Annotated in this window: 21 protein-coding genes; 13 read left to right on the top strand and 8 right to left on the bottom strand. The window is 66.7% G+C overall.

Translation table 11 applies throughout. The annotated features are described in order from the left end of the window. Nucleotides 1–4: 4 nt before the first annotated feature. Together NG696_RS20390 and NG696_RS20385 are read left to right on the top strand one after the other, a co-directional pair. Nucleotides 5–820 (top strand): thiazole synthase, encoded by an 816-nt coding sequence (locus tag NG696_RS20390; RefSeq protein ID WP_256472354.1) that lies wholly within the window; start codon nucleotides 5–7, stop codon nucleotides 818–820. 72 nt (nucleotides 821–892) lie between these two features. Continuing rightward, a complete protein-coding gene (locus NG696_RS20385; RefSeq protein WP_252567384.1) occupies nucleotides 893–1,219 on the top strand; it encodes a 4a-hydroxytetrahydrobiopterin dehydratase in 327 nt (108 codons plus the stop codon). Nucleotides 1,220–1,278: 59 nt separating this feature from the next. On the opposite strand, the gene NG696_RS20380 is transcribed toward NG696_RS20385, so the two are convergent. Genes NG696_RS20380 through NG696_RS20370 form a run of 3 tightly spaced genes read right to left on the bottom strand, consistent with a single transcriptional unit; the run spans nucleotide 1,279 to nucleotide 2,576 of the window. Continuing rightward, nucleotides 1,279–1,581 (bottom strand): hypothetical protein, encoded by a 303-nt coding sequence (locus NG696_RS20380; protein WP_252567382.1) that lies wholly within the window; start codon nucleotides 1,579–1,581, stop codon nucleotides 1,279–1,281. 54 nt (nucleotides 1,582–1,635) lie between these two features. Continuing rightward, the gene (locus NG696_RS20375) at nucleotides 1,636–1,860 is read right to left on the bottom strand and encodes a DUF3107 domain-containing protein (protein ID WP_252567380.1); all 225 of its coding nucleotides are present in this window, start codon (nucleotides 1,858–1,860) and stop codon (nucleotides 1,636–1,638) included. Nucleotides 1,861–1,910: 50 nt separating this feature from the next. After that, the gene (locus NG696_RS20370) at nucleotides 1,911–2,576 is read right to left on the bottom strand and encodes a TetR/AcrR family transcriptional regulator (protein ID WP_252576561.1); all 666 of its coding nucleotides are present in this window, start codon (nucleotides 2,574–2,576) and stop codon (nucleotides 1,911–1,913) included. Nucleotides 2,577–2,660: 84 nt separating this feature from the next. Here NG696_RS20370 and moeB point away from each other — a divergent pair, with 84 nt between their 5' ends. Beyond that, entirely contained in the window at nucleotides 2,661–3,860 is a 1,200-nt protein-coding gene (moeB, locus tag NG696_RS20365; protein ID WP_252576560.1) for a molybdopterin-synthase adenylyltransferase MoeB, read from the top strand. A gap of 9 nt (nucleotides 3,861–3,869) precedes the next feature. Here the strand turns inward: moeB and NG696_RS20360 are convergent, their stop codons facing one another. Continuing rightward, nucleotides 3,870–5,183: a glutamyl-tRNA reductase gene (locus tag NG696_RS20360; protein ID WP_252576559.1), complete on the bottom strand. Its 1,314-nt coding sequence runs from the start codon at nucleotides 5,181–5,183 to the stop codon at nucleotides 3,870–3,872. A 158-nt stretch (nucleotides 5,184–5,341) separates the two neighbouring features. Between NG696_RS20360 and hemE the strand changes: the two genes are divergently transcribed. The 10 genes from hemE to hemL all read left to right on the top strand — a co-directional run bounded on the left by hemE (nucleotide 5,342) and on the right by hemL (nucleotide 16,206). Then, nucleotides 5,342–6,448 (top strand): uroporphyrinogen decarboxylase, encoded by a 1,107-nt coding sequence (gene hemE, locus NG696_RS20355; protein ID WP_252567375.1) that lies wholly within the window; start codon nucleotides 5,342–5,344, stop codon nucleotides 6,446–6,448. 4 nt (nucleotides 6,449–6,452) lie between these two features. Next, nucleotides 6,453–7,892: a protoporphyrinogen oxidase gene (gene hemG, locus NG696_RS20350; protein WP_252576558.1), complete on the top strand. Its 1,440-nt coding sequence runs from the start codon at nucleotides 6,453–6,455 to the stop codon at nucleotides 7,890–7,892. A 101-nt stretch (nucleotides 7,893–7,993) separates the two neighbouring features. Further along, the gene (locus NG696_RS20345) at nucleotides 7,994–8,743 is read left to right on the top strand and encodes a hypothetical protein (protein ID WP_252576557.1); all 750 of its coding nucleotides are present in this window, start codon (nucleotides 7,994–7,996) and stop codon (nucleotides 8,741–8,743) included. A gap of 121 nt (nucleotides 8,744–8,864) precedes the next feature. After that, nucleotides 8,865–9,566, top strand: a complete 702-nt coding sequence (gene hemQ / locus NG696_RS20340; RefSeq protein ID WP_252567369.1) for a hydrogen peroxide-dependent heme synthase — start codon at nucleotides 8,865–8,867, stop codon at nucleotides 9,564–9,566. Next, nucleotides 9,563–10,828 carry a ferrochelatase gene (locus tag NG696_RS20335; protein ID WP_252567367.1) on the top strand — a complete coding sequence of 422 codons (1,266 nt, stop codon included), beginning with the start codon at nucleotides 9,563–9,565 and terminating at the stop codon, nucleotides 10,826–10,828. The genes hemQ and NG696_RS20335 overlap by 4 nt, the downstream gene beginning before the upstream one ends. Further along, complete coding sequence (hemC, locus tag NG696_RS20330; protein WP_252567365.1) at nucleotides 10,825–11,808, top strand: hydroxymethylbilane synthase; 984 nt, start codon at nucleotides 10,825–10,827, stop codon at nucleotides 11,806–11,808. Before NG696_RS20335 ends, hemC begins: the two co-directional genes overlap by 4 nt. Beyond that, complete coding sequence (locus tag NG696_RS20325; protein WP_252567363.1) at nucleotides 11,795–12,670, top strand: uroporphyrinogen-III synthase; 876 nt, start codon at nucleotides 11,795–11,797, stop codon at nucleotides 12,668–12,670. The genes hemC and NG696_RS20325 overlap by 14 nt, the downstream gene beginning before the upstream one ends. Beyond that, entirely contained in the window at nucleotides 12,667–13,647 is a 981-nt protein-coding gene (gene hemB, locus NG696_RS20320; RefSeq protein WP_252567361.1) for a porphobilinogen synthase, read from the top strand. Before NG696_RS20325 ends, hemB begins: the two co-directional genes overlap by 4 nt. 43 nt (nucleotides 13,648–13,690) lie before the next feature. Continuing rightward, the gene (locus tag NG696_RS20315; protein WP_252576556.1) at nucleotides 13,691–14,809 is read left to right on the top strand and encodes an LLM class flavin-dependent oxidoreductase; all 1,119 of its coding nucleotides are present in this window, start codon (nucleotides 13,691–13,693) and stop codon (nucleotides 14,807–14,809) included. Nucleotides 14,810–14,886: 77 nt separating this feature from the next. Then, the gene (gene hemL / locus NG696_RS20310) at nucleotides 14,887–16,206 is read left to right on the top strand and encodes a glutamate-1-semialdehyde 2,1-aminomutase (protein WP_252576555.1); all 1,320 of its coding nucleotides are present in this window, start codon (nucleotides 14,887–14,889) and stop codon (nucleotides 16,204–16,206) included. Nucleotides 16,207–16,331: 125 nt separating this feature from the next. Here the strand turns inward: hemL and NG696_RS20305 are convergent, their stop codons facing one another. The 4 genes from NG696_RS20305 to NG696_RS20290 form a co-directional block, all read right to left on the bottom strand. Then, nucleotides 16,332–17,069, bottom strand: coding sequence for an amino acid ABC transporter ATP-binding protein (locus tag NG696_RS20305; protein ID WP_252567354.1), 738 nt, complete (start codon nucleotides 17,067–17,069; stop codon nucleotides 16,332–16,334). After that, nucleotides 17,066–17,830, bottom strand: a complete 765-nt coding sequence (locus tag NG696_RS20300; protein ID WP_056343886.1) for an amino acid ABC transporter permease — start codon at nucleotides 17,828–17,830, stop codon at nucleotides 17,066–17,068. Before NG696_RS20300 ends, NG696_RS20305 begins: the two co-directional genes overlap by 4 nt. A 17-nt stretch (nucleotides 17,831–17,847) precedes the next feature. After that, entirely contained in the window at nucleotides 17,848–18,783 is a 936-nt protein-coding gene (locus tag NG696_RS20295; protein ID WP_252567352.1) for an ABC transporter substrate-binding protein, read from the bottom strand. A 305-nt stretch (nucleotides 18,784–19,088) separates the two neighbouring features. Beyond that, entirely contained in the window at nucleotides 19,089–19,796 is a 708-nt protein-coding gene (locus NG696_RS20290) for a 3'-5' exonuclease (RefSeq protein ID WP_252567350.1), read from the bottom strand. Nucleotides 19,797–19,807 lie beyond the last annotated feature (11 nt).

The following is a 19,807-nucleotide window of genomic DNA, read 5'->3' as shown; positions in this document are numbered from 1 at the left end:
CGCCATGACAGTAACCAGCACCATCAGCACACAGAACCGGCCCGAGGACACTGACCGGCTGGTCATCGACGGCGTCGAGCTCGGCTCCCGCCTCATCATGGGCACCGGTGGCGCCCCCAGCCTCTACGGGCTGGGCGCAGCCCTGCTGGCGTCCGGAACCGAACTGACCACGGTGGCCATGCGGCGCTATTCGCTGGCTGAATCGGGGTCCCTTTTCCAGCTCCTGGTGGACCACGGGATCCGGATCCTGCCCAACACCGCCGGCTGCTTCACCGCCCGGGACGCGGTCATGACGGCGGAACTGGCCCGCGAAGCGCTGGAAACGAACTGGATCAAGCTGGAAGTCATCGCCGACGAACAGACCCTGCTGCCGGACGCCGTGGAATTGGTGGATGCTACGGAACAGCTTGTTAACCGGGGCTTCAAAGTGTTCGCCTACACCAACGATGACCCGGTCCTGGCCCTGCGGCTGGAAAACCTGGGTGCCACCGCGGTCATGCCGCTCGGAGCGCCCATCGGCACCGGCCTGGGAATCCTGAATCCACACAACATCGAACTGATCGTCTCGCGCGCCTCGGTGCCCGTGGTGCTGGACGCCGGCATCGGCACGGCATCCGACGCCGCACTGGCCATGGAGCTTGGCTGTGATGCCGTGCTGCTGGCCACTGCAGTCACGCGTGCGCAGAACCCGGCACTCATGGGGGAGGCCTTCAAACACGCCGTCATCGCCGGTAGGCTGGCGAAAGCGGCCGGCAGGATTCCGCGCCGCGAGCACGCCCTGGCGTCATCGGCCATGGAAGGCCGGGCAGAGTTTCTGTAGGCCGTTTTCTCCAGGCCTGGCGCCCTCGACCGAACGCCGGGGCGGCTCACCGGACGAGCCAAGGAGGCCGCTGTGGCCGGCAAGGAACACAAACTCACCAGGGAGCGGATCGACGCCGTCCTCGAGGCGCTGCCCGACTGGCGGTACCGGCTGGGCGGGCTGGTCACTGTCTATAAGACGCCGACGGCGGCCGCCGCACTGGAGCTGATTGCCGCCGTCGGACGCCTCGCGGAACAGCAGAACCACCATCCGGACCTTGAGTGGCGCTACAACAAGGTCCATCTCCGCTACACGTCCCACGACGCCGGCGGCGAGGTCACTGAGCGGGATGCCGCTGCTGCAGCGGCAGTGAGTGCGGCTGCGGCACGGCTCGGAGCCACCGCCCAACCGGTTAGTTAAAAGACGGTGACCACCACCCTGCTGGGTGGTGGTCACCGGTACTCAAGGCATCGTCCTTGCTACATCTTGAGCGCCTGAGTCAGCCGCTGCGTATCGTGGCTTGCCCGGGTCCGACCCAGGTAGATGACCGTCCCGACGGCAGCGACGGTGCCGAGCGCCATGGGCAGGATCCAGGGAATCCACGTCAGGCCCGGCTGGTAGCCAAAACCTGCCGCGATGAAGATGATCCAGCTCACCGCGCCCACCACAACGGCAACCCCTGCGGGCAACCCTGTGCCGTACCGGGTGTGGCGCTTGTCATTGGCCCAGACAATAAAGCCTGCGGCTGCTGTGACCAGGACAACGATGGTCAGTGAAAGCATGGGATCTCCTCGGAAAGCAGCGGCCAACCGCCAGGGCGGTTGGCCGCGGACGTGCTAGAACTGGCCGAAACCGACCTTGCGGGCCTCTTCGGCGCCGATTTCCACGTAGCCCAGGGCGCTGCCGGGAACGATGATGATGCGTCCCTTGTCGTCCTTGAGGCGGAGTTCGGTGCCCTTGGTGATGGCTTCTTCAACGACCGTGGCTACAGTGTCAGCGTCCTGAGCTGATTCCAGGATGATTTCGCGGCCAATGTTCTGAATGCCGATCTTAATTTCCAAAAGGGGGCCTCCCAGCCAATCAAAGTTTCTTGGGTTCTCTTATTTGTAGTCTAGGACTCTTTGGGGAAGCGCGAGATTCCGCGCCAAGCTAAACGGTAAATGAGGTCGCTGGCCACATCGAGGTCCAGGTTGCCGTCCGTTTCCAGCCAGTAACGCGCGCTGACCTGGGCCATTCCGGCCAGGCCGCGTCCCAGAAGCTGCGCCTCCAGGGGGGGGAGTTTGGTGTCTTCGGCAATCACGCGTGCCACGGCGTCCGCGAAGGTCTTGTTGAATGTCTCGAGACGTGAACTGACGTCGGGGTCGTTGATGAGGTCCGATTCGAAGACCAGGCGGTGGGCCTGGTCGTCGCTGGCGATGAAGCGGTAGTAAGCACGCATCACGGCCTGGACACGTTCGTCGTTGTCGGTAGTGGAGCTCAGGGCACCGAGCATCAGGTCCGTCAGCGACGCGAGATGGCTGTCCAGCAGGGCAAGATACAGCTCGCGCTTGGACGGGAAGTGCTGGTACAGCACCGGTTTGCTGACATGGGCCGTTTCGGCGATTTCATCCATGGCGGCGCCATGGTAGCCGTTGGCGACAAATACCTCCTGCGCCGCCGCGAGGAGCTGCGCCCGGCGCTCATCCCGGGGAAGCCGGGCGGACCTCTGGCCCGCGGTCCGTTGAGGTGCGGCCGGTTCGCCGCCGGACGCCCGGTCAGCCCGTGCTTCATGGACCACAGTTGCCCTACTTTCCCTTGCCGTTACCTACACAATACTGCGCGGTAATATGACCGTGCGGCATCTCGGGGCATACATTGAAGTATGGCTTCGACTTTGACCGCAAATGATTCCTCTGTATCGCTTAAGCCGCTGGTGGAGCCCGCCGGTGAACTGACGCCGGCCGAGGTGGAACGCTACTCGCGGCACCTCATCATTCCCGAAATCGGAGCGGTGGGGCAGCGGCGGCTGAAGAACGCCAAGGTGCTGGTCATCGGGGCCGGGGGACTGGGTTCGCCCGCACTGCTCTACCTGGCAGCAGCAGGCGTGGGGACCCTGGGAATCATCGACGACGACGCCGTTGACCTCAGCAACCTGCAGCGCCAGGTGATACACGGCGTCGCCGACGTAGGACGGCCCAAGATCGAATCCGCGCAGGACGCCATCGCGGCCCTGAACCCGCTCGTGGAGGTCCGGCTGCACAACGTCAGGCTGGATGCCACCAACGCGCTGGAGCTGTTCGCGGGCTACGACCTGATCCTGGACGGGGCGGACAACTTCGCCACCCGCTACCTGGTCAACGATGCCGCTGCCGTCCTCGGCAAGCCCTATGTGTGGGGATCGATCTTCCGCTTCGACGGCCAAGTGAGCGTGTTCTGGGAAAAGTACGGACCCACTTACCGGGACCTTTATCCCGAGGCCCCGCCGGCCGGATCCGTGCCCTCCTGCGGCGAGGGCGGCGTCTTCGGCATGCTCTGTGCTGCTGTGGGGTCACTCATGGTGACCGAGGCAGTCAAGCTGATCACCGGCGTCGGGCGTTCACTCCTGGGCCGGGTGGCACTGTTTGATGCCCTGGGCGGCAGCTGGCGCGAGATCCGCGTGTCCAAGGACCCGGCGGCGGAACCCATTACGGAACTGACGGACTACGAAGCTTTCTGCGGCATAACACCTGCCGCCTCTGCAGACACGGAGCACACGGTGACGGCAACCCAGCTGGCCACCATGCTGGCTTCCCGGAAGGCAGGCCTGAAGGACTTCGAGCTGGTGGACGTCAGGGAAACAGGCGAACACGACATCGTGAGCATCGACGGCTCGGTACTGATCCCGCAGGGCAGGATCCTCGCGGGGGAGGCCTGGGCGGAACTCCCGCAGGACAAGGACATTGTGTTCCACTGCAAGGCGGGCACTCGGTCAGCCAACGTGCTGGAGGCTGCGCGGAAGGCAGGCTACCAGCGGGTCAGCCATCTCGACGGCGGAATCCTGGCCTGGGTGCGCGACGTGGAACCGCAGAAGCCGGTCTATTAGACGGGTAGGTCAGGCGGTTTCGAGGCCCCGGTGGTCCACGGGGCACTCCGCCTGCGCTGCTGTGGCCGGCTGCTCCACGGTGATGCCGTAGAGGGTTTCGAGCGCCGACACGTAGTCGTCCTGCTGGCCGTTGGCTGCGAGCTCACGGGCACGGACGGTGGGCACGTGCAGCAGCTGCTTGACCATCCGGCGGAGGGCGAACTCCACTTCCTCGGCGGCGGCCGTGCAGCCGTGGCGGGCACGGACGCGCTCCATCTCCGCGTCCAGGACGTTCATGGTGTGCCGGCGGAGCGCCACGATGGCGGAATCCACCGAGCGGGCTTCCCGTTCCTGTTCGAAGGCCTGGGCCGCGCCGGACACAATGCCGCTGGCCTGGGTGAGGGACTCGGCCTGTTCCTGGGGTGCCGCCAAACGCACGGATTCGAGCGTGAGCAGCTCAACGCCGTCGAGCTGGCCGACTTCGGGGTCAAAGTCATGGGTGAGGGCGAGGTCGATCGCGATCAGCGGCTGGGGAGAGCCCGCGCGGATCGCGGCAAGTTCGCCGGCCTCGACCCGGGTGTCGGAGCCGCTGCAGCCGATCATGACGTCGGAGGCAGCTACGGCTACCGGCAGGGATTCGCTGTCCAGCGCTGTTCCGCCGCGGGTGGCGACGAACGCTTCGGCGCGTCCCGACGAGGAGAACACGGAGATGTCGGTGCAGCCCCGTTCACGGAGCAGCGCCATCGTGGCGCCGGCATAGGCGCCGGTGCCGAACACCACCGCCTTCTTCGTTGACCAGTCGGGGCTTTCGGAAAGATCGGTGGCCAGATCCAGTGCCACTGAAACGATGGAAAGGCCTCGGGAACCGAGGGCGGTCTGTGCTCCGACATCCTTGGCCGTCTTGGAGGCGGCCTGGAAGAGGCGGACCAGGCCGGAGCTGGCCGTGCCCTCGTGCTGGGCAGTGATGAGTGCGCGGCGGACCTGGCCGGCGATTTCACGTTCACCCACGACGGCGGAGTCCAGTCCGGCGCTGACGGCAAAAAGGTGCTGGCTGACTTCGGGGCCGGTGCGTGTGCTGAAGGAGCGGGACACGAGCTGTTCGTTGAGTCCGCTGAGGCCGCTGATCTCGGACACGAGGGCCGCCCGGGCAGCCTCAACATCGTCAGCGTGGGGCGCTTCACCGTAGATTTCGTACCGGTTGCAGGTGGCAAGCACCACCGCACCCGTCACTGCCGGCGATCCGGAGAGTGCGGATGTGGCGATACCGGAAGCACCGTTGCTCAGTTGAGCAACGGTCTCAAGGTCGATGTCGGCGTGTGTAGCCACCAATGAAAAAAGAACCACAGCAGATCAATCATAGCTTTTTCGTTGCCCGGTAGAACAACCCGCCAAACGGCAACAGGCGGTGGAGGGCCGTGATTCCTGCCCCGGTGCGGCCGGTGCGGCTTCAGGTGACAGGCTGTCGTTATCTTTTAGGGCCGATTTTGGGCACAATCAAAGGCATGACTTCCAGCTCCGCCGTGTCCAATGCCGTGTCTGCTGCCGGTGCCCTTGCTGCCGGCCATCCGCTGATGGACGGCCGCACCGCAGATTCGCCGCTCATCACCGCCTACCGTGGCGGCAAGCCGTCGCGGCGGCCGGTGTGGTTCATGCGCCAGGCCGGGCGCTCGCTGCCGGAATACCTGAAGGTGCGCGAAGGCGTGGCCATGCTGGATTCCTGCCTGCGGCCGGAGCTCGCGGCCGAAATCACGCTGCAGCCCGTCCGGCGCCATGACGTGGACGCTGCCATATTCTTCTCCGACATCGTCATTCCGCTGAAGCTCGCCGGCGTCGGCGTGGACATTGTGCCGGGTGTGGGCCCCGTGCTGGACAAGCCGGTGCGCACGGCTGAAGACGTTGCCGCCCTGCCGCAGCTGACCTGGGAAGCCCTGGAACCGATCCGCGAAGCCGTGCGGCTGACCGTCGCCGAGCTGGGTAAGACCCCGCTGATCGGCTTCGCCGGTGCGCCGTTCACTCTCGCCGCGTACATGGTGGAGGGCAAGCCGTCCCGTGACCACCTGGGCCCGCGCACCATGATGCACGCGGACCCGGAAACCTGGACAGCACTGGCAAACTGGGCCGCCGACGCCTCGGGAATGTTCCTCCGCGCCCAGCTGGAGGCCGGCGCCTCCGCCGGACAGCTGTTTGACTCCTGGGCAGGATCACTGGGCCTGGCCGACTACACCAAGTTCGTCGCACCGGCCTCGGCCCGCGCGCTGGACCACGTCCGCCACCTCGGCGCACCGCTGATCCATTTTGGTACCGGAACCTCCGAGCTCCTCGTTGCGATGCGCGACGTGGGCGTGGACGTGGTGGGCGTGGACTACCGCCTTCCGCTGGATGAGGCCAACCGGCGCCTGGGCGGAACTGTGCCGCTGCAGGGAAACATCGACCCCGCGCTGCTGTCGGCGCCGTGGGACGTGCTCGAAGCCCACGTGCGTGCGGTCATTGCGGCTGGAGCCTCCGCGCCCGGCCACGTGCTCAACCTCGGCCACGGCGTACCGCCCGAAACGGACCCCACGGTCCTGACCCGGGTTGTAGAACTCATCCACTCCATTTCCCCGGAGTAGGACCATGGGCAGCTCCTTGATGCCGAACCAGGCCGCCCTCGTCCTGGGCGGCGGCATCTCCGGCCTGCTGGCCGCGCGGGAGTTGGCGGCTGCCGGACTTACAGTGACCGTCCTGGAGGCCACCGCATCCTGGGGCGGCTGCGTGGGCAGCCACGTGGTGGCCGGCCTCACCCTGGACAGCGGAGCAGAGTCCTTCGCTACGCGCTCCTCAGCCGTGGCTGAGCTTGCTGATGAACTTGGACTCGGCGGCAACGTTGTGGCGCCCCGCCCGGGCGGTGCCTGGGTGCAGCTTCCGGACGGCCCGCGCGAACTGCCCAAGACCGGAGTCCTGGGGATTCCCGCCAACCCCTGGGACCCGGAGGTCAGACGGTCGTTGGGATTTGTGGGCTCGCTCCGGGCGTCCTTGGACAAGTACCTGCCGGCTTCGATCGGCGCGACAGCGGAGGTCACCAGCGTGTCGGCGTTGGTTCGGGCCCGGATGGGCCGCCGGGTGTTGGACCGCCTTGTGGCCCCGGTGGTGGGCGGCGTGCACTCCGCGGACCCCGGCCTCCTGGACGTGGACACGGTGACCCCAGGCCTCCGTGCCGGAATCCGCGAGCACGGTTCCCTCGCCGCCGCAGTGGCCGCCCAGCGGCGCGGTTCGCCCCAGCCATCCACCGCGAAGGCGGGTTCCGCCGTCGCCGGCCTGGAGGGCGGGATGCACACCCTGGTGGTGGCCCTGGTCAGTGATCTCCGCAGCCGTGGGGTCAGCCTGATGAGTGGAACAGCCGCGGACGCCGTCGAAAGGACGCCGGACGGATGGCGTGTCACCGCCGGTGACACAACGTACGACGGCGGCGTGCTGGTGGTGGCGCTTCCCGGCCCGGCAGCCGTGGGGCTACTTCAGGAAGCCCTGCCCGCACTCGCCGGCTGGAGCCCGGAAAGCGGTCCCGACGTCCGGCTCGTCACCCTGGTAGTGGACCTGCCCGAACTGGACCGCAGGCCGCGGGGCACCGGGGTCCTGGTAGCTCCCCAGACGCCCGGTATCCAGGCAAAAGCCCTCACGCACGCAACCGCGAAGTGGGACTGGCTGGCCGCTGCGGCAGGTCCCGGAACACACGTGCTGCGGCTCTCCTACGGTCGCCTGGAAGCCTTGGAAAACTCGACCGGGACCCGCAACGCCGCCCCAGCCCTCGACGCGGAGCTCCTGGCTGCCGCCCTGCATGACGCTTCGGCCCTGCTGGGCGTCCCGGTGCAGGGGACCGACGTTGTCGGCTGGGATGTTGTCAGGTGGCAAGGGGCCCTGCCGTTTGCTGCCGTCGGACACAAAGCCCGGGTGGCCGAGGTCAGGAAGCTCTGCGCGGCAGAGTCCGGCCTCGGCATTGTGGGCGGATGGGTGGCCGGCAACGGACTCGCCGCCGTGGTGGCCGATACGCGGAAAGAAATTCACAGCCTGGTCAGCTGACCATCGCCCCTGTTCAGTGGAATATGGGCCTGGACGGGACCACTCCGGGGTGCGGTTTCCGGTTTTCAATCCACCCCCTGATGTGGCTAGGGTCGATAACTATGGTTATCTACAGGTCCGAATTTTCCCGTTCCCGGACCAGTATCCATGGGCGACTCCGGCGTGGCGCTGCAGCGGCTGCCGTCGGAGCGGTACTGGTCCTGTCCGCCGGCGTACCGGCATCCCAGGCAGCCGATGGCAGTGCTGATCCCACCGGTGCCGCCGACGTTACTGTCGACGCAGACGCCGACGGGGTTAACGGTCTTCTGAACGGCCTCTTGGGCCGATCCGGTGGACGTTCCACAGCCGCACCCGCACCGACTCCCTCAACCTCTTCCACTCCGACGTCCACGGCGACTCCTTCTCCAGCCCCGACGTCCGCGCCGACGACGTCCGCCAGCCCTACACCCGAGGGCACAGCACCACAGAGCACGGCTCCCCAAGGTGCCGTCCCGCCGTCGAGCGCTCCTGCGCCGCTCAGCACGTCCCCGGATGCCTCCGGTTCACCGGCAGGCACGCAGCCGAACGGCCAGTCCGGTGCCCCCGCCGGCGGGACGCTGGAGGACGGCCAGGATGCAGGCCAGGACGGCGATCCTGCTGCGGACCAGCCCACGCAGGGTTCCCACAGCACCAACGCCACCCCTGTTTCGGGACCGGGGCGCCGCGGAAACGCGCCCGCCAGCCGGGACAACATGGCGTCGGCCACGGCAGCAGCTGCGGCGGCCGAACCTGCGAAGGTCTGGCTTGGCGTGGGACTGGTGGGGTCTGCCGGAGCTGCCGGACTCCTCTTTGCCCGGATCCGCCGGATCTGACCTCAGTGCCGAATCGACTCAAGACCCACAGTGGACCGAACCTGTGACCTTCAGCACTTCTACGTCTTGTAGAAGTCGCCCGGTTTCGACTTGGCGGTAGGGAAGGGGCAAACTGGTAACCATGAGCCACACTTCTGCCGAATCTGTCACTAAAACCGAAGAATCAGCCGAGCAGTTCTTCACTCTCTGGACTGTGTTCAAGCGGTCTGAGGAACTCGTGCGCAGCGCTGACGCTGCTGCCGATTTCGATGCCCTGCTGGTCCGCCTGGCCGAAGCCGGCGTGACGCACCGCGGCAGCTACGACGTCTCCGCTATGCGCGCCGACGCCGATGTTATGGTGTGGCTCCACGGCCCGAAGCCCGAAGCGCTGCAGCAGGCCATCCGCGACATCCGCCGCAGCACCCTTTTCGCCGGCACCGAGATTGTCTGGTCCGCGATGGGCGTCCACCGGGAAGCCGAGTTCGCCAAGAACCACACCCCCGCCTATTCACGCGGTGTGGCCCCGGCCGAGTGGCTCTGCGTCTACCCGTTTGTACGCTCCTATGAGTGGTACATCCTGCCCGACGAGGAACGCGGCAAGATGTTGCGTGACCACGGCCTGCTGGGCCGGGAGTTCCCGCAGGTCATCTCCAACACGGTGTCCTCCTTCGCCCTGGGTGACTGGGAGTGGATCCTGGGACTGGAAGCCCCCGAACTGGTGGACCTCGTGGACCTGATGCGCCACCTTCGCGCCACCGAAGCACGCAACCACGTACGGGAGGAAATCCCGTTCTACACCGGCCGCCGCATCACCGCTGCAGCGGTCGCCGAGGTCCTCGCATGACCCAGCCCGAGCCCGCGGCGGGCGCCGTGCCCACTGGAATCAACCCGGTCACCGAAGCCGGCCGGATGGCGCCCAAAAACTATGACGGCGTCCTGCTGGCCTCCTTTGGCGGGCCCGAGGGCCAGGACGACGTTATCCCGTTCCTGCGCAATGTCACCCGCGGCCGAGGCATCCCGGACGAGCGGCTCGAAGAGGTTTCCCACCACTATCGGGCCAACGGCGGCATCAGCCCCATCAACCAGCAAAACCGCGAGCTCAAGGCTGCCCTCGAAGCGGAGCTCTCGGCCCGCGGCATAGAGCTTCCGGTGCTGTGGGGCAACCGCAACTGGGACCCCTACATTCCGCAGACACTGCAGGCCGCGTACGACGCCGGCCACCGCAAACTGCTGATGGTCACCACGAGTGCCTACTCCTGTTACTCCAGCTGCCGCCAGTACCGCGAAGACATCGGCATCGCCCTGACGGAGTCGGGGCTGGACGGCCGGCTTGAGGTGGACAAGGTCCGGCAGTACTTCGACCACCCGGGCTTTGCGGAGCCCTTCATTGAAGGAACCGCAGCCGGGCTGGCGGATGTGCGGGCGCAGCTCGCTGCCGCGGGAACACCGGACGCCCCCGTGCACATCCTTTTTGCCACCCACTCCATCCCTACCCGGGATGCCGAGGCCGCCGGACGGTCCGGGGACGAGCCGCGCGAGTTCGAGGAAGGTTCCGCCTACGTGGCCCAGCACCTGGCCACCGGCGCAGCCGTCATTAGCCGCGTGCAGGCCGAATCAGGCCTGACCGCCCCCTGGTCCCTCGTTTACCAGTCCCGCTCGGGCGCGCCTCACGTCCCGTGGCTCGAACCTGACATTAATGACGCCATCGCCGACCTGGCTGGCCAGGGCATCAAAGGCATCGTCATCGTCCCGCTGGGCTTCGTCAGCGACCACATGGAAGTTGTCTGGGACCTGGACACCGAAGCCCTGGAGACCTGCCGCAACCTCGGCCTGGCTGCCACGCGCGTGCCTACGCCGGGCACGCACCGGAAGTTTGTGCACGGCATCGTGGACCTCATCTCGGAACGGACGCTCGCCAACAACATCGGCGACCGGCCCGCCGTGACCGGCCTGGGCCCCTGGTACGACGTCTGCCGGCCGGGCTGCTGCGCGAATTTCCGCGGCGAGAAGCCCACCATCGCCGGAGCTGATACCACCGTCGGCACCGGACATGACGCATATCCGGCCGCGTCTGCGGGCGCTGCCGGGGGAGTAGGAACGCAGTGACCGTACGGATCGGAACCAGGGCCAGCAAGCTCGCCCTGACGCAGACGCAGCAGACGGCGGACCAGCTGGCCGCCGTCGGAGGCTTCCCGGTGGAGCTGGTGCACATCACCACTGAAGGCGACGTCAAGACAGGATCGCTGTCCCAGATGGGCGGCACCGGGGTGTTTGTCGCCGCGTTGCGAGATGCCCTGCTGCAGGACACCTGCGATGTCGCTGTGCACTCGCTCAAGGACCTCCCGACGGGCGCCGCCTTGGGCCTCACGATCGCCGCAACGCCCAAGCGTGCCGATGCGCGGGATGTCCTGTGCGCACGCGACGGCCTCAAGCTGGCTGACCTGCCGCAGGGCGCCACGGTGGGCACCGGCTCGCCGCGCCGCGCTGCCCAGCTGCGGGCCGCACGCCCTGACCTGGACGTGCAGGACATCCGCGGCAACGTTGATACCCGCCTGGGCCGCGTGCCCGGCCTGCCCGGAAACGCGGCCGGCGCGCCAGGGGACCTCGACGCCGTCGTGCTGGCCGCCGCTGGGCTGGAACGCATCGGCCGCCTGGACGTCGTCAGCGAATTCTTCGAGATGGACGTGATGCTGCCGGCGCCGGGGCAGGGTTCGCTGGCCATCGAATGCCGGAGCGCCGACGCCCCCCGCAAGGCAGGCTCCACCGAAGCGTCGCAAGGCGTTTTGGCGCAGGCACTGGCAGCACTCAACGATGAGGACACCCGCCTCGCCGTGACTGCGGAGCGTGCCGTGCTGGCCCGCCTCGAGGCCGGCTGCGCCGCCCCCGTGGGTGCCTTCGCCTACCGCAAGGGCAGCATGCTGTACCTCGAGGCGGCTGTATGCGCCGTGGACGGCACCAAGACGGTGCGCGAAAAGAAGGCAACGGACGGTCTCACTGAAGTCGGTGCCACGCTGCTCGGCATCGAGGTGGCCGAGCTCCTGCTCGCTGCCGGCGCCGCGGAGATCGCGGACCTTGCCGCATCCTGATCCACCGGCAGGCAGCCTCGGCGGCCGGCGCGTCCTGATCACCCGGAGCGCCGACCGTGCCGGCCCTCTGGCCGCGCTGCTCGGCAGCCTGGGGGCCGAACCGCTGGTCCTGCCGCTCATCGACTTTGAACGGGCCACGGACCAGCCGGCTCTCGATTCCGCCCTGGATACCCTGGCCGCCGGTGGCTTCGACTGGCTGGTGGTCAGCAGCATCACCACGGTGCGGATGCTCGTGGAAAAGGCGGCCGAGCGCGGGACCACGCCGGCTGCCCTGGTGCCGGCGGGAACGCACGTGGCCACGATCGGGCCGTCCTCCCGGCGGATCCTCGAGGCCGCCGGCATCCCCGTGGCCCTCGCCCCGGTGGACATCCAGTCCGCCGAAGGGCTTGTGGACCTCTGGAGCGCCGCCCCGGCGCGCGTGCTGTTGCCACAGGCGGACATCGCTGCGGTTGCCCTGCGCGATGGTCTGGCAGCCAAGGGGGCCGACGTCACTGCTGTTGTGGCCTACCGCACCGTGGATTACCCGGCCCGGCCGGAACTCCGCCTGGAGGCGGAACTGCCGTCCGCCGTCGGGGTCTCCCACCCTGGCGCTCCCCGCGAGCTCAGTCAGTCGCAGACCCGCAGGGAGCTCGACGCCGGGACGCTCGACGCCGTCGTAGCAGCCTCGCCGAGCGCCGCGCGGCGCATTGCCGCGACCCTCCTGCCGCTGGGCCGATGCCGTTTCGTCGCCATCGGACGGCCGACGGCGGCGGAGGCTGCCGCCCTCGGCATCCCGGTGGCAGCCACCGCCCAAGTCCCCACCCCGGACGGCATAGTGGTCGCACTGGGCACCGTATTTGCCAACGAAGGGAACACCCGATGAGCTTTCCGAACCACCGCCCGCGCCGCCTCCGCACCACGCCCGCCATGCGCCGGCTCACGGCCGAATACCGCCTGGCTCCGGCGGACCTGATCCTGCCCGCGTTCATCCGCGAAGGCCTCAGCGAACCGTTGCCCATTTCCTCCATGCCCGGGGTTGTGCAGCACACCACCGATTCGCTCAAGCGTGCCGCAGCGGAAGCCGTGGAACTTGGTGTGGGCGGCATCATGCTGTTCGGCGTTCCCGCAGTGCGTGATGCCCGCGGCACCGCGTCCCTGGATCCGGACGGCGTGCTCAACAAGGCCATCCGTGACGTCCGCGCCGAGGTGGGCGATGACCTGGTCATCATGGGCGACGTCTGCCTGGACGAATTCACGGACCACGGCCACTGCGGCGTCCTGGATGCCGACGGTTATGTGGACAACGATGCCACGCTGGAAATCTACGGCCAGATGGCCGTGGCCCAGGCCGACGCCGGTGCCCACGTCCTGGGGCCTTCCGGCATGATGGATGGCCAGATCGCCGTCATCCGCCAGGCCCTTGAGGAATCCGGCCACAAAAACACCGTCATCCTGGCCTACGCGGCCAAGTACGCCTCCGCCTTCTACGGCCCGTTCCGGGAAGCCGTGGATTCGCAGCTCAAGGGCGACCGCCGCACCTACCAGATGGACGCCGCCAACCGCCGCGAAGCCCTCCTCGAGGTGGAACTGGACCTCGAGGAAGGCGCAGACATGGTCATGGTGAAGCCAGCCATGAGCTACCTGGATATCCTGGCCGACGTCGCCGCCATGAGCCCCGTGCCGGTCTCGGCCTACCAGATCTCGGGTGAATACGCGATGATCGAGGCCGCCGCCGCCAACGGCTGGATCGACCGGCGGGGTGCCATCACGGAATCCATCCTCGGCATCAAACGGGCCGGCGCCAACACCGTGCTGACCTACTGGGCCTCCGAAGTCGCCGGCTGGCTTCGCGAATCCTGAGACGGCAGGGAATGTTTCCGGATGCTCCGTGGTTTGTATGCGTATGCATGAAAATAACGAGCCTTCCGTAACCGCTCCGTCAACCCCGGGAAATCCCACCGCCCCCGTCCCCGCGGACACCATCCTGCTGGGCGTCAGTACCTTCGGCGACGTCGACCTGGCTGCCGACGGCGCACCCAAGCACCACGCGGAGGTGCTGCGCCAGGTGGTGGAACAGGCCAAGGTGGCCGACGCCGTCGGACTGCACTCCTTCGGCGTGGGGGAGCACCACCGCAGGGACTTCGCCGTCAGCGCGCCGGACGTGGTGCTCGCAGCCATCGCCACGGCCACGGAAAACATCCGGCTCGGCAGTGCGGTCACGGTCCTGAGCTCGGACGATCCCATCCGCGTCTTCCAGCGCTTCGCCACCCTCGACGCCGTCTCCAACGGCCGCGCCGAAGTGATCCTGGGCAGGGGTTCGTTCACCGAATCCTTCCCGCTCTTTGGCTACGACCTAGGCGACTACGACGCCCTCTTCGAGGAGAAGCTGGACATCTACGACCGGGTGAGGTCCCAGAACCCGGTGAACTGGGACGGCCGGACCCGGGCATCGCTTCGGGGCCAGATGGTCTATCCGCACGTGGAAGGCCGACTGCTTCCCACGTGGATCGGCGTGGGCGGATCACCCCAGTCCGTGGTCCGCACGGCAACCTACGGCTACCCGATGGTCCTGGCCATCATCGGCGGCGAGCCCGAGCGCTTCCGTCCCTACGCCGACCTCTACCGCCGCACCCTGGCCGAAGCCGGTAAGGAACCGCAGGCACTCTCCGTGCATTCGCCCGGCTATGTGGCCGAGACTGACGAGCAGGCCCTCGAGGAGTACTACCCGCACTGGCTCGCCACCCGGAACAAGATCGGCGCGGAGCGCGGCTGGGGACCGGCCGGGCGCGGCGAGTACGAAGCCGCGGCGGACGAGGACGGTGCCCTGTTCGTTGGTTCCCCGGAGACCGTGGCGGCGAAGGTGGCCCGGCTCAAGGGCACCCTCGGTGCGGACCGCTTCGAGATGAAGTACAGCAGCGGCACGCTGCCCCACGAGCAGATGATGCGCTCCATCGAACTGTTCGGTTCCAAGGTGGCGCCACTCGTCGCAGACAAGCTTGCGGACATGCACGCGAACCGCTGAGCCAGGCGGCCACGGTATCCGGCGCCCGCGGGTGGCGTGGCGCCGGATGCCACCGCACAGGATGGAAGAATAGGGGCATGACTCGTTCCGAAGCCCTCTTCGCCCGTGCCCAGACCCTGATGCCCGGCGGCGTCAACTCACCCGTCCGTGCCTTCGGCTCGGTGGGTGGAACCCCGCGGTTCATGGTTTCGGCCCAGGGTCCTTACCTGACCGACGCCGACGGCAAAGAATACGTCGACTTGGTCTGCTCCTGGGGCCCGGCGCTGCTGGGGCACGCCCACCCGGCCGTCCTGGCGGCCGTCCACGCAGCGGTTGACCGCGGCCTCTCGTTCGGAGCCTCCACGCCGGACGAGGCCAACCTGGCAGCCATCGTCCGGGAGCGTGTGCCGGCCGCCGAACGCGTCCGTATGGTCTCCACCGGCACCGAGGCCACCATGACGGCAGTCCGACTGGCCCGAGGCTTCACCGGCCGGAACCTCATCATCAAGTTCGCCGGCTGCTACCACGGCCACCTGGACGGGCTTCTCGCCGCTGCAGGGTCGGGTGTTGCCACCCTGGCGCTGCCGGGCTCGGCCGGCGTCACCGAAGCCACTGCCGCCGAAACGCTGGTCCTGCCCTACAACGACCTCGCCGCCGTCGAAGCCGCCTTTGCCGCGCACGGGCCCAACATCGCGGCCGTCATCACCGAAGCCGCCCCCGCCAACATGGGCGTAGTGACACCGGGGGAGGGCTTCAACCTGGGACTGTCCCGCATCACCCGCGAGCACGGCGCCCTGCTGATTCTGGACGAAGTGCTCACCGGCTTCCGTACCGGCTACTCCGGCTACTGGGGGCTCACCGGCGGCGCTGCTGACGCAATGGACCCGTGGACCCCTGACCTGCTCACCTTCGGAAAAGTCATCGGCGGCGGAATGCCGACGGCGGCCCTCGGCGGGCGTGCCGACGTTATGGACTACCTCGCGCCCCTCGGCCCGGTGTACCAGGCCGGAACGCTGTCCGGGAACCCCGTGGCCATGGCAGCCGGCGTAGCCACCCTGACGCACGCCACCCGCGACGTCTACTCATTTGTGGACGCCCGCTCGCTGGAGCTCTCCTCGGCACTGTCCGCGGCCCTGGGCAGTGCCGGGGTGGACCATTCCGTCCAGTTCGCCGGGAACCTCTTCTCCGTGGCGTTCGGCACGTCCGCGAACGGCGTCCACAACTATGCTGACGCCCAGGCCCAGGAAACCTTCCGGTACGCGCCGTTCTTCCACTCCATGCTGGAATCCGGCGTTTACCTGCCGCCGTCGGTCTTTGAGGCCTGGTTCCTCTCGGCCGCCCACGACGACGCCGCGATGAACCGGATCTTTGACGCCCTCCCGGCCGCCGCGAAGGCTGCAGCTGCCGCGACAGCCTAGCGCCGCCGTCGGCCGTTGACGGGCGCCCGCAACGGCTGAAGCAAGAAAATCCCCGCCTCCCGGACAAATCCCCGCACCATGCGTGGGGGAAAAGTCCGGGAGACGGGGATTTTCTGTTGGTGCGCCTACAGCACGTCCGAAAGGAAGCCCTTCAGGCGGTCCGTTGCGGGCGCCGTGAAGATCTGCTCCGGCGGACCCGATTCGACCACGACGCCGGCATCCATAAACGTGACGGTGTCTGAGACGTTGCGGGAGAAGCCCATTTCGTGGGTCACCACCACCATGGTCATGCCGCCCTTGGCGAGGTCGGTCATCAGCGCCAGGACGCCCTTCACGAGCTCGGGGTCGAGCGCTGAGGTGGCCTCGTCAAAGAACATCACCTCAGGCTTCATGGCCAACGCACGGGCGATTGCAACGCGCTGCTGCTGGCCGCCGGAGAGGTTGGCCGGGCGGGCATCAGCTTTGTGCTTGAGGCCCACCAGGTCCAGCTGCTCCAGGGCTTCGGCGCGCGCCTGCTCGTTGGAGAGCTTCCGGAGCTTCCGCAGCGCGAGCGAGACGTTGTCCAGCACGGTCTTGTGCGGGAACAGGTTGAACTGCTGGAACACCATGCCGATCCGCTGGCGCAGCTCGTCCGGGTTGTCTTTCAGGACCGACCGGCCATCCAGCAGGATGTCGCCCTGGTCCGGTTCGATCAGCCGGTTCATGACCCGCAGGAGCGTCGACTTGCCGGAGCCGGACGGGCCGATGACCGAAGCCGTAGTGCCCTTCTCCACGTGGAGGTCGATGCCGCGGAGCACATGGTTATGCCCGAACGAAAGGTGCAGGTTCTTGCCGGTCAGGGTGCCGGAAGTAAATTCCGTCATGCCTGTGCCCCCTTGCCGATAGGTGCCGCCAGCTCGTCCGGTTCCTTCTTCTCCGGCCGGCCGGTACGGAGCCGGTTGTCGATGAAGTTCACGAAGTGTGTCAGCGGCACGGTCAGGATCAGATACAGAACGCCGGCGGCCACCAGCGGCGAAAGGTTCCCCGTGTTGGCCATGGCATCGTTACCGATCCGGAAAATCTCGCGGTCGGAGGCTGCCAGGCCCAGCACAAACACCAGGGAGGAATCCTTCAGCAGCGAGATGAACTGGTTCACCAAGGCAGGCAGCACGCGGCGGATGCCCTGTGGCACCACCACCAGGCGCATGGACTTGCCGTAGCTGAACCCCAAAGCGCGCGAGGCCTCCAACTGGCCCTTCTCCACGCTCTGGATACCGGAACGGAAGATCTCGCCGATGTAGGCGCCGGCGATCAACGTCAGAGCCAGGATCCCGAGCGGATAGGGGTTCCGGTTACCGGTGAGTTCCCGGGCAATGGGGCTCAGCCCAATACCGATCACCAGAATGACCAGAATGGCGGGCAAGCCGCGGAACAGGTCGGTGTAGATCCGAGCTGCCCAGCGGGCCACGGGATTCCGGGAAATGCCCATGAGCGCGAGCAGTAGCCCCAACAAGGAGCCGAGGATGCCCGAGGCCAACGCAAGGATCAGGGTGTTGGGCAAGCCCACCGTGAGAAGGGAGGGAACGACTTTCGCCATTTCCTCCCAGTTGAGAAACGTTTCACCCAGCTGGTCCAGGAGATCCATAAGCGGTTAAGCCCAGATCAGCTCTGGGGAGCCGGAGCAGCTTTGCTTCCCGGCTTCCAGTCGGCGGGGGCCTCGCGGTCCGGGTACCATTCCTTGGTCAGCTTGGACCAGGTGCCGTCAGCAATTACGGCATCAAGGCCGGAGTTCAAAGCGTCGATCAGAGCCTTGTTGTCTTTGTTCACGGCGTAAGCGGTGAAGTTCTGGGTGTTCACAACAGACTCGGCGATGACAGTTCCGTCGCCGTCCTTCACCTGGCCGGTGGCCTGCTGCGAGGGTGCCACCCAGGCATCGATCTGGCCGTTGCGCACGTTGGCGTACACGGTGGCGTAGTCCGGGAAACGGACCGGCTCGAGCTTCAGGGTGTTGGTGACGTAGTCGTCCTGGACAGTGCCCTGGACAACGCCGATGCGGACATTGGCATCCAGGTCTGCGAAGCCCTTGACGTCGCTGTCGGTCTTGGCAACGACAGCCATAAAGCCGAAGTCGTAGCCGTTGGTGAAGCCCACGTTGGCGCGGCGGGCGTCTGTTGTGGAGATCGAGGACGATCCCACATCGAACTGCTTCGTCTGCACCTGGGAGAGCAGCGCCGAGAAATCGGTGGCTACGAATTCAACCTCGAGGCCAAGCTTTCCGGCAACGGCGCGCAGCAGCTCGTTGTCGTAGCCGGTGAACTTGCCGGCCGGGTCGATGAAGATATTCGGCGGCGCGTCGGAGAGTGTGCCAACTTCCAGCTTGCCTTCGGTGTTGAGGCCCAGCTTGGTCTTGTCGATCTGGTCCAACGGCGTGACGTCGGCGGTGGTGTACTTGTCCAGCGTCTGCTGGTCGCTGCCGGCGAGGGCATCTGTGGGCGTGCCGCTCGGCTGGGCCGTTCCGCTACCGCAGGCGGCCAGCGAGACAGCAAGGGCAACCGCGACGGGAACGCTGGTCAGCCACTTCATGGCTTTGGTCTTCATGAGGAAGTCACTTTCATCAGAGTCATAAGTTCAACCGGGCCTAAGGCTGCGCGTGTGGCGTCTGGCGCCTTGCTCCCAACTGCCGGCCGGCCGGGCGGGATTACCGCTGAACTTAATCTTCTCATTTCCGGCTTTCAGTGCTTCCAGACGAATAAAGTCATGTTCCAAGGCGCGGTTAGCCGAATAAAGGAACGAATGAAACTATTCCTGAACATCTGATGAATGAATGCTGCCCTTGCGGCCGAATCTGAGGGTTCCGACGGCGGCAGTCCGCGGTTCCGCCCTAATTGTGAGTTAGCTCTCAGCTAGAAGTCGCCGCTGGCGTCTTCCGGGGGGAGGACGGGCCATTCGCCTTCGATCACGGCGGCGGGCTTAGTCTTGCGCAGGTAGTTCTGGAAGTCCGCCGCTTGGCTGACAGCCCAGTCCTTTTGCAGTTCGTGAAGCTGGCTGGCCGGCATCTTGAGCTTAGGGAACTTGATGGCCATGGCATCCAGCATCCGGAGCGTGGCCAAAGCGTCCGCGGCCGACGTGTGGGCATTGTCCAGCGTAATGCCGTATTCCTCACACAAAGCGGTCAATGTGCGCTTACCCTTGCGGTAACGGTCCACCTGCTTGTTCATGATGAACGGGTCCAGGACGGGGAAGCGGCTCAACTGCCGGACGCCGTAGCGGGCGGACTCGGCGGCCAGGACGGTGAAGTCGTAGCTGGCGTTGAAGGCAATGACCGGAATCCCGGCGTCGAACAGGTCCTGCAGGACAGTTGCGAGCTCTCCGGTGACTTCATGGGCCGGCCGTCCTTCACGCCGGGCCTGCTCCGTGGTGATGCCGTGGATATCGCTGGCGTCGGTAGGGATTTCGACACCGGGATCGGCCAGCCATTCGTGTTCGGTGATGACGTCCCCCTTGTGGTCCACCACGGTGACCGACGCCGTGACGATCCGCGCGGCACGCGAATTCCGTCCGGTGGTTTCGAGATCGAAGGCTGCGCGGGGGAGGGTGTTCCAGGAGGTCATGCTTCAACGCT

This window comes from Pseudarthrobacter cellobiosi, assembly GCF_023913755.1.
Classification (GTDB): domain Bacteria; phylum Actinomycetota; class Actinomycetes; order Actinomycetales; family Micrococcaceae; genus Arthrobacter; species Arthrobacter cellobiosi.
This window is presented reverse-complemented; position numbering and strand designations above follow the sequence as displayed.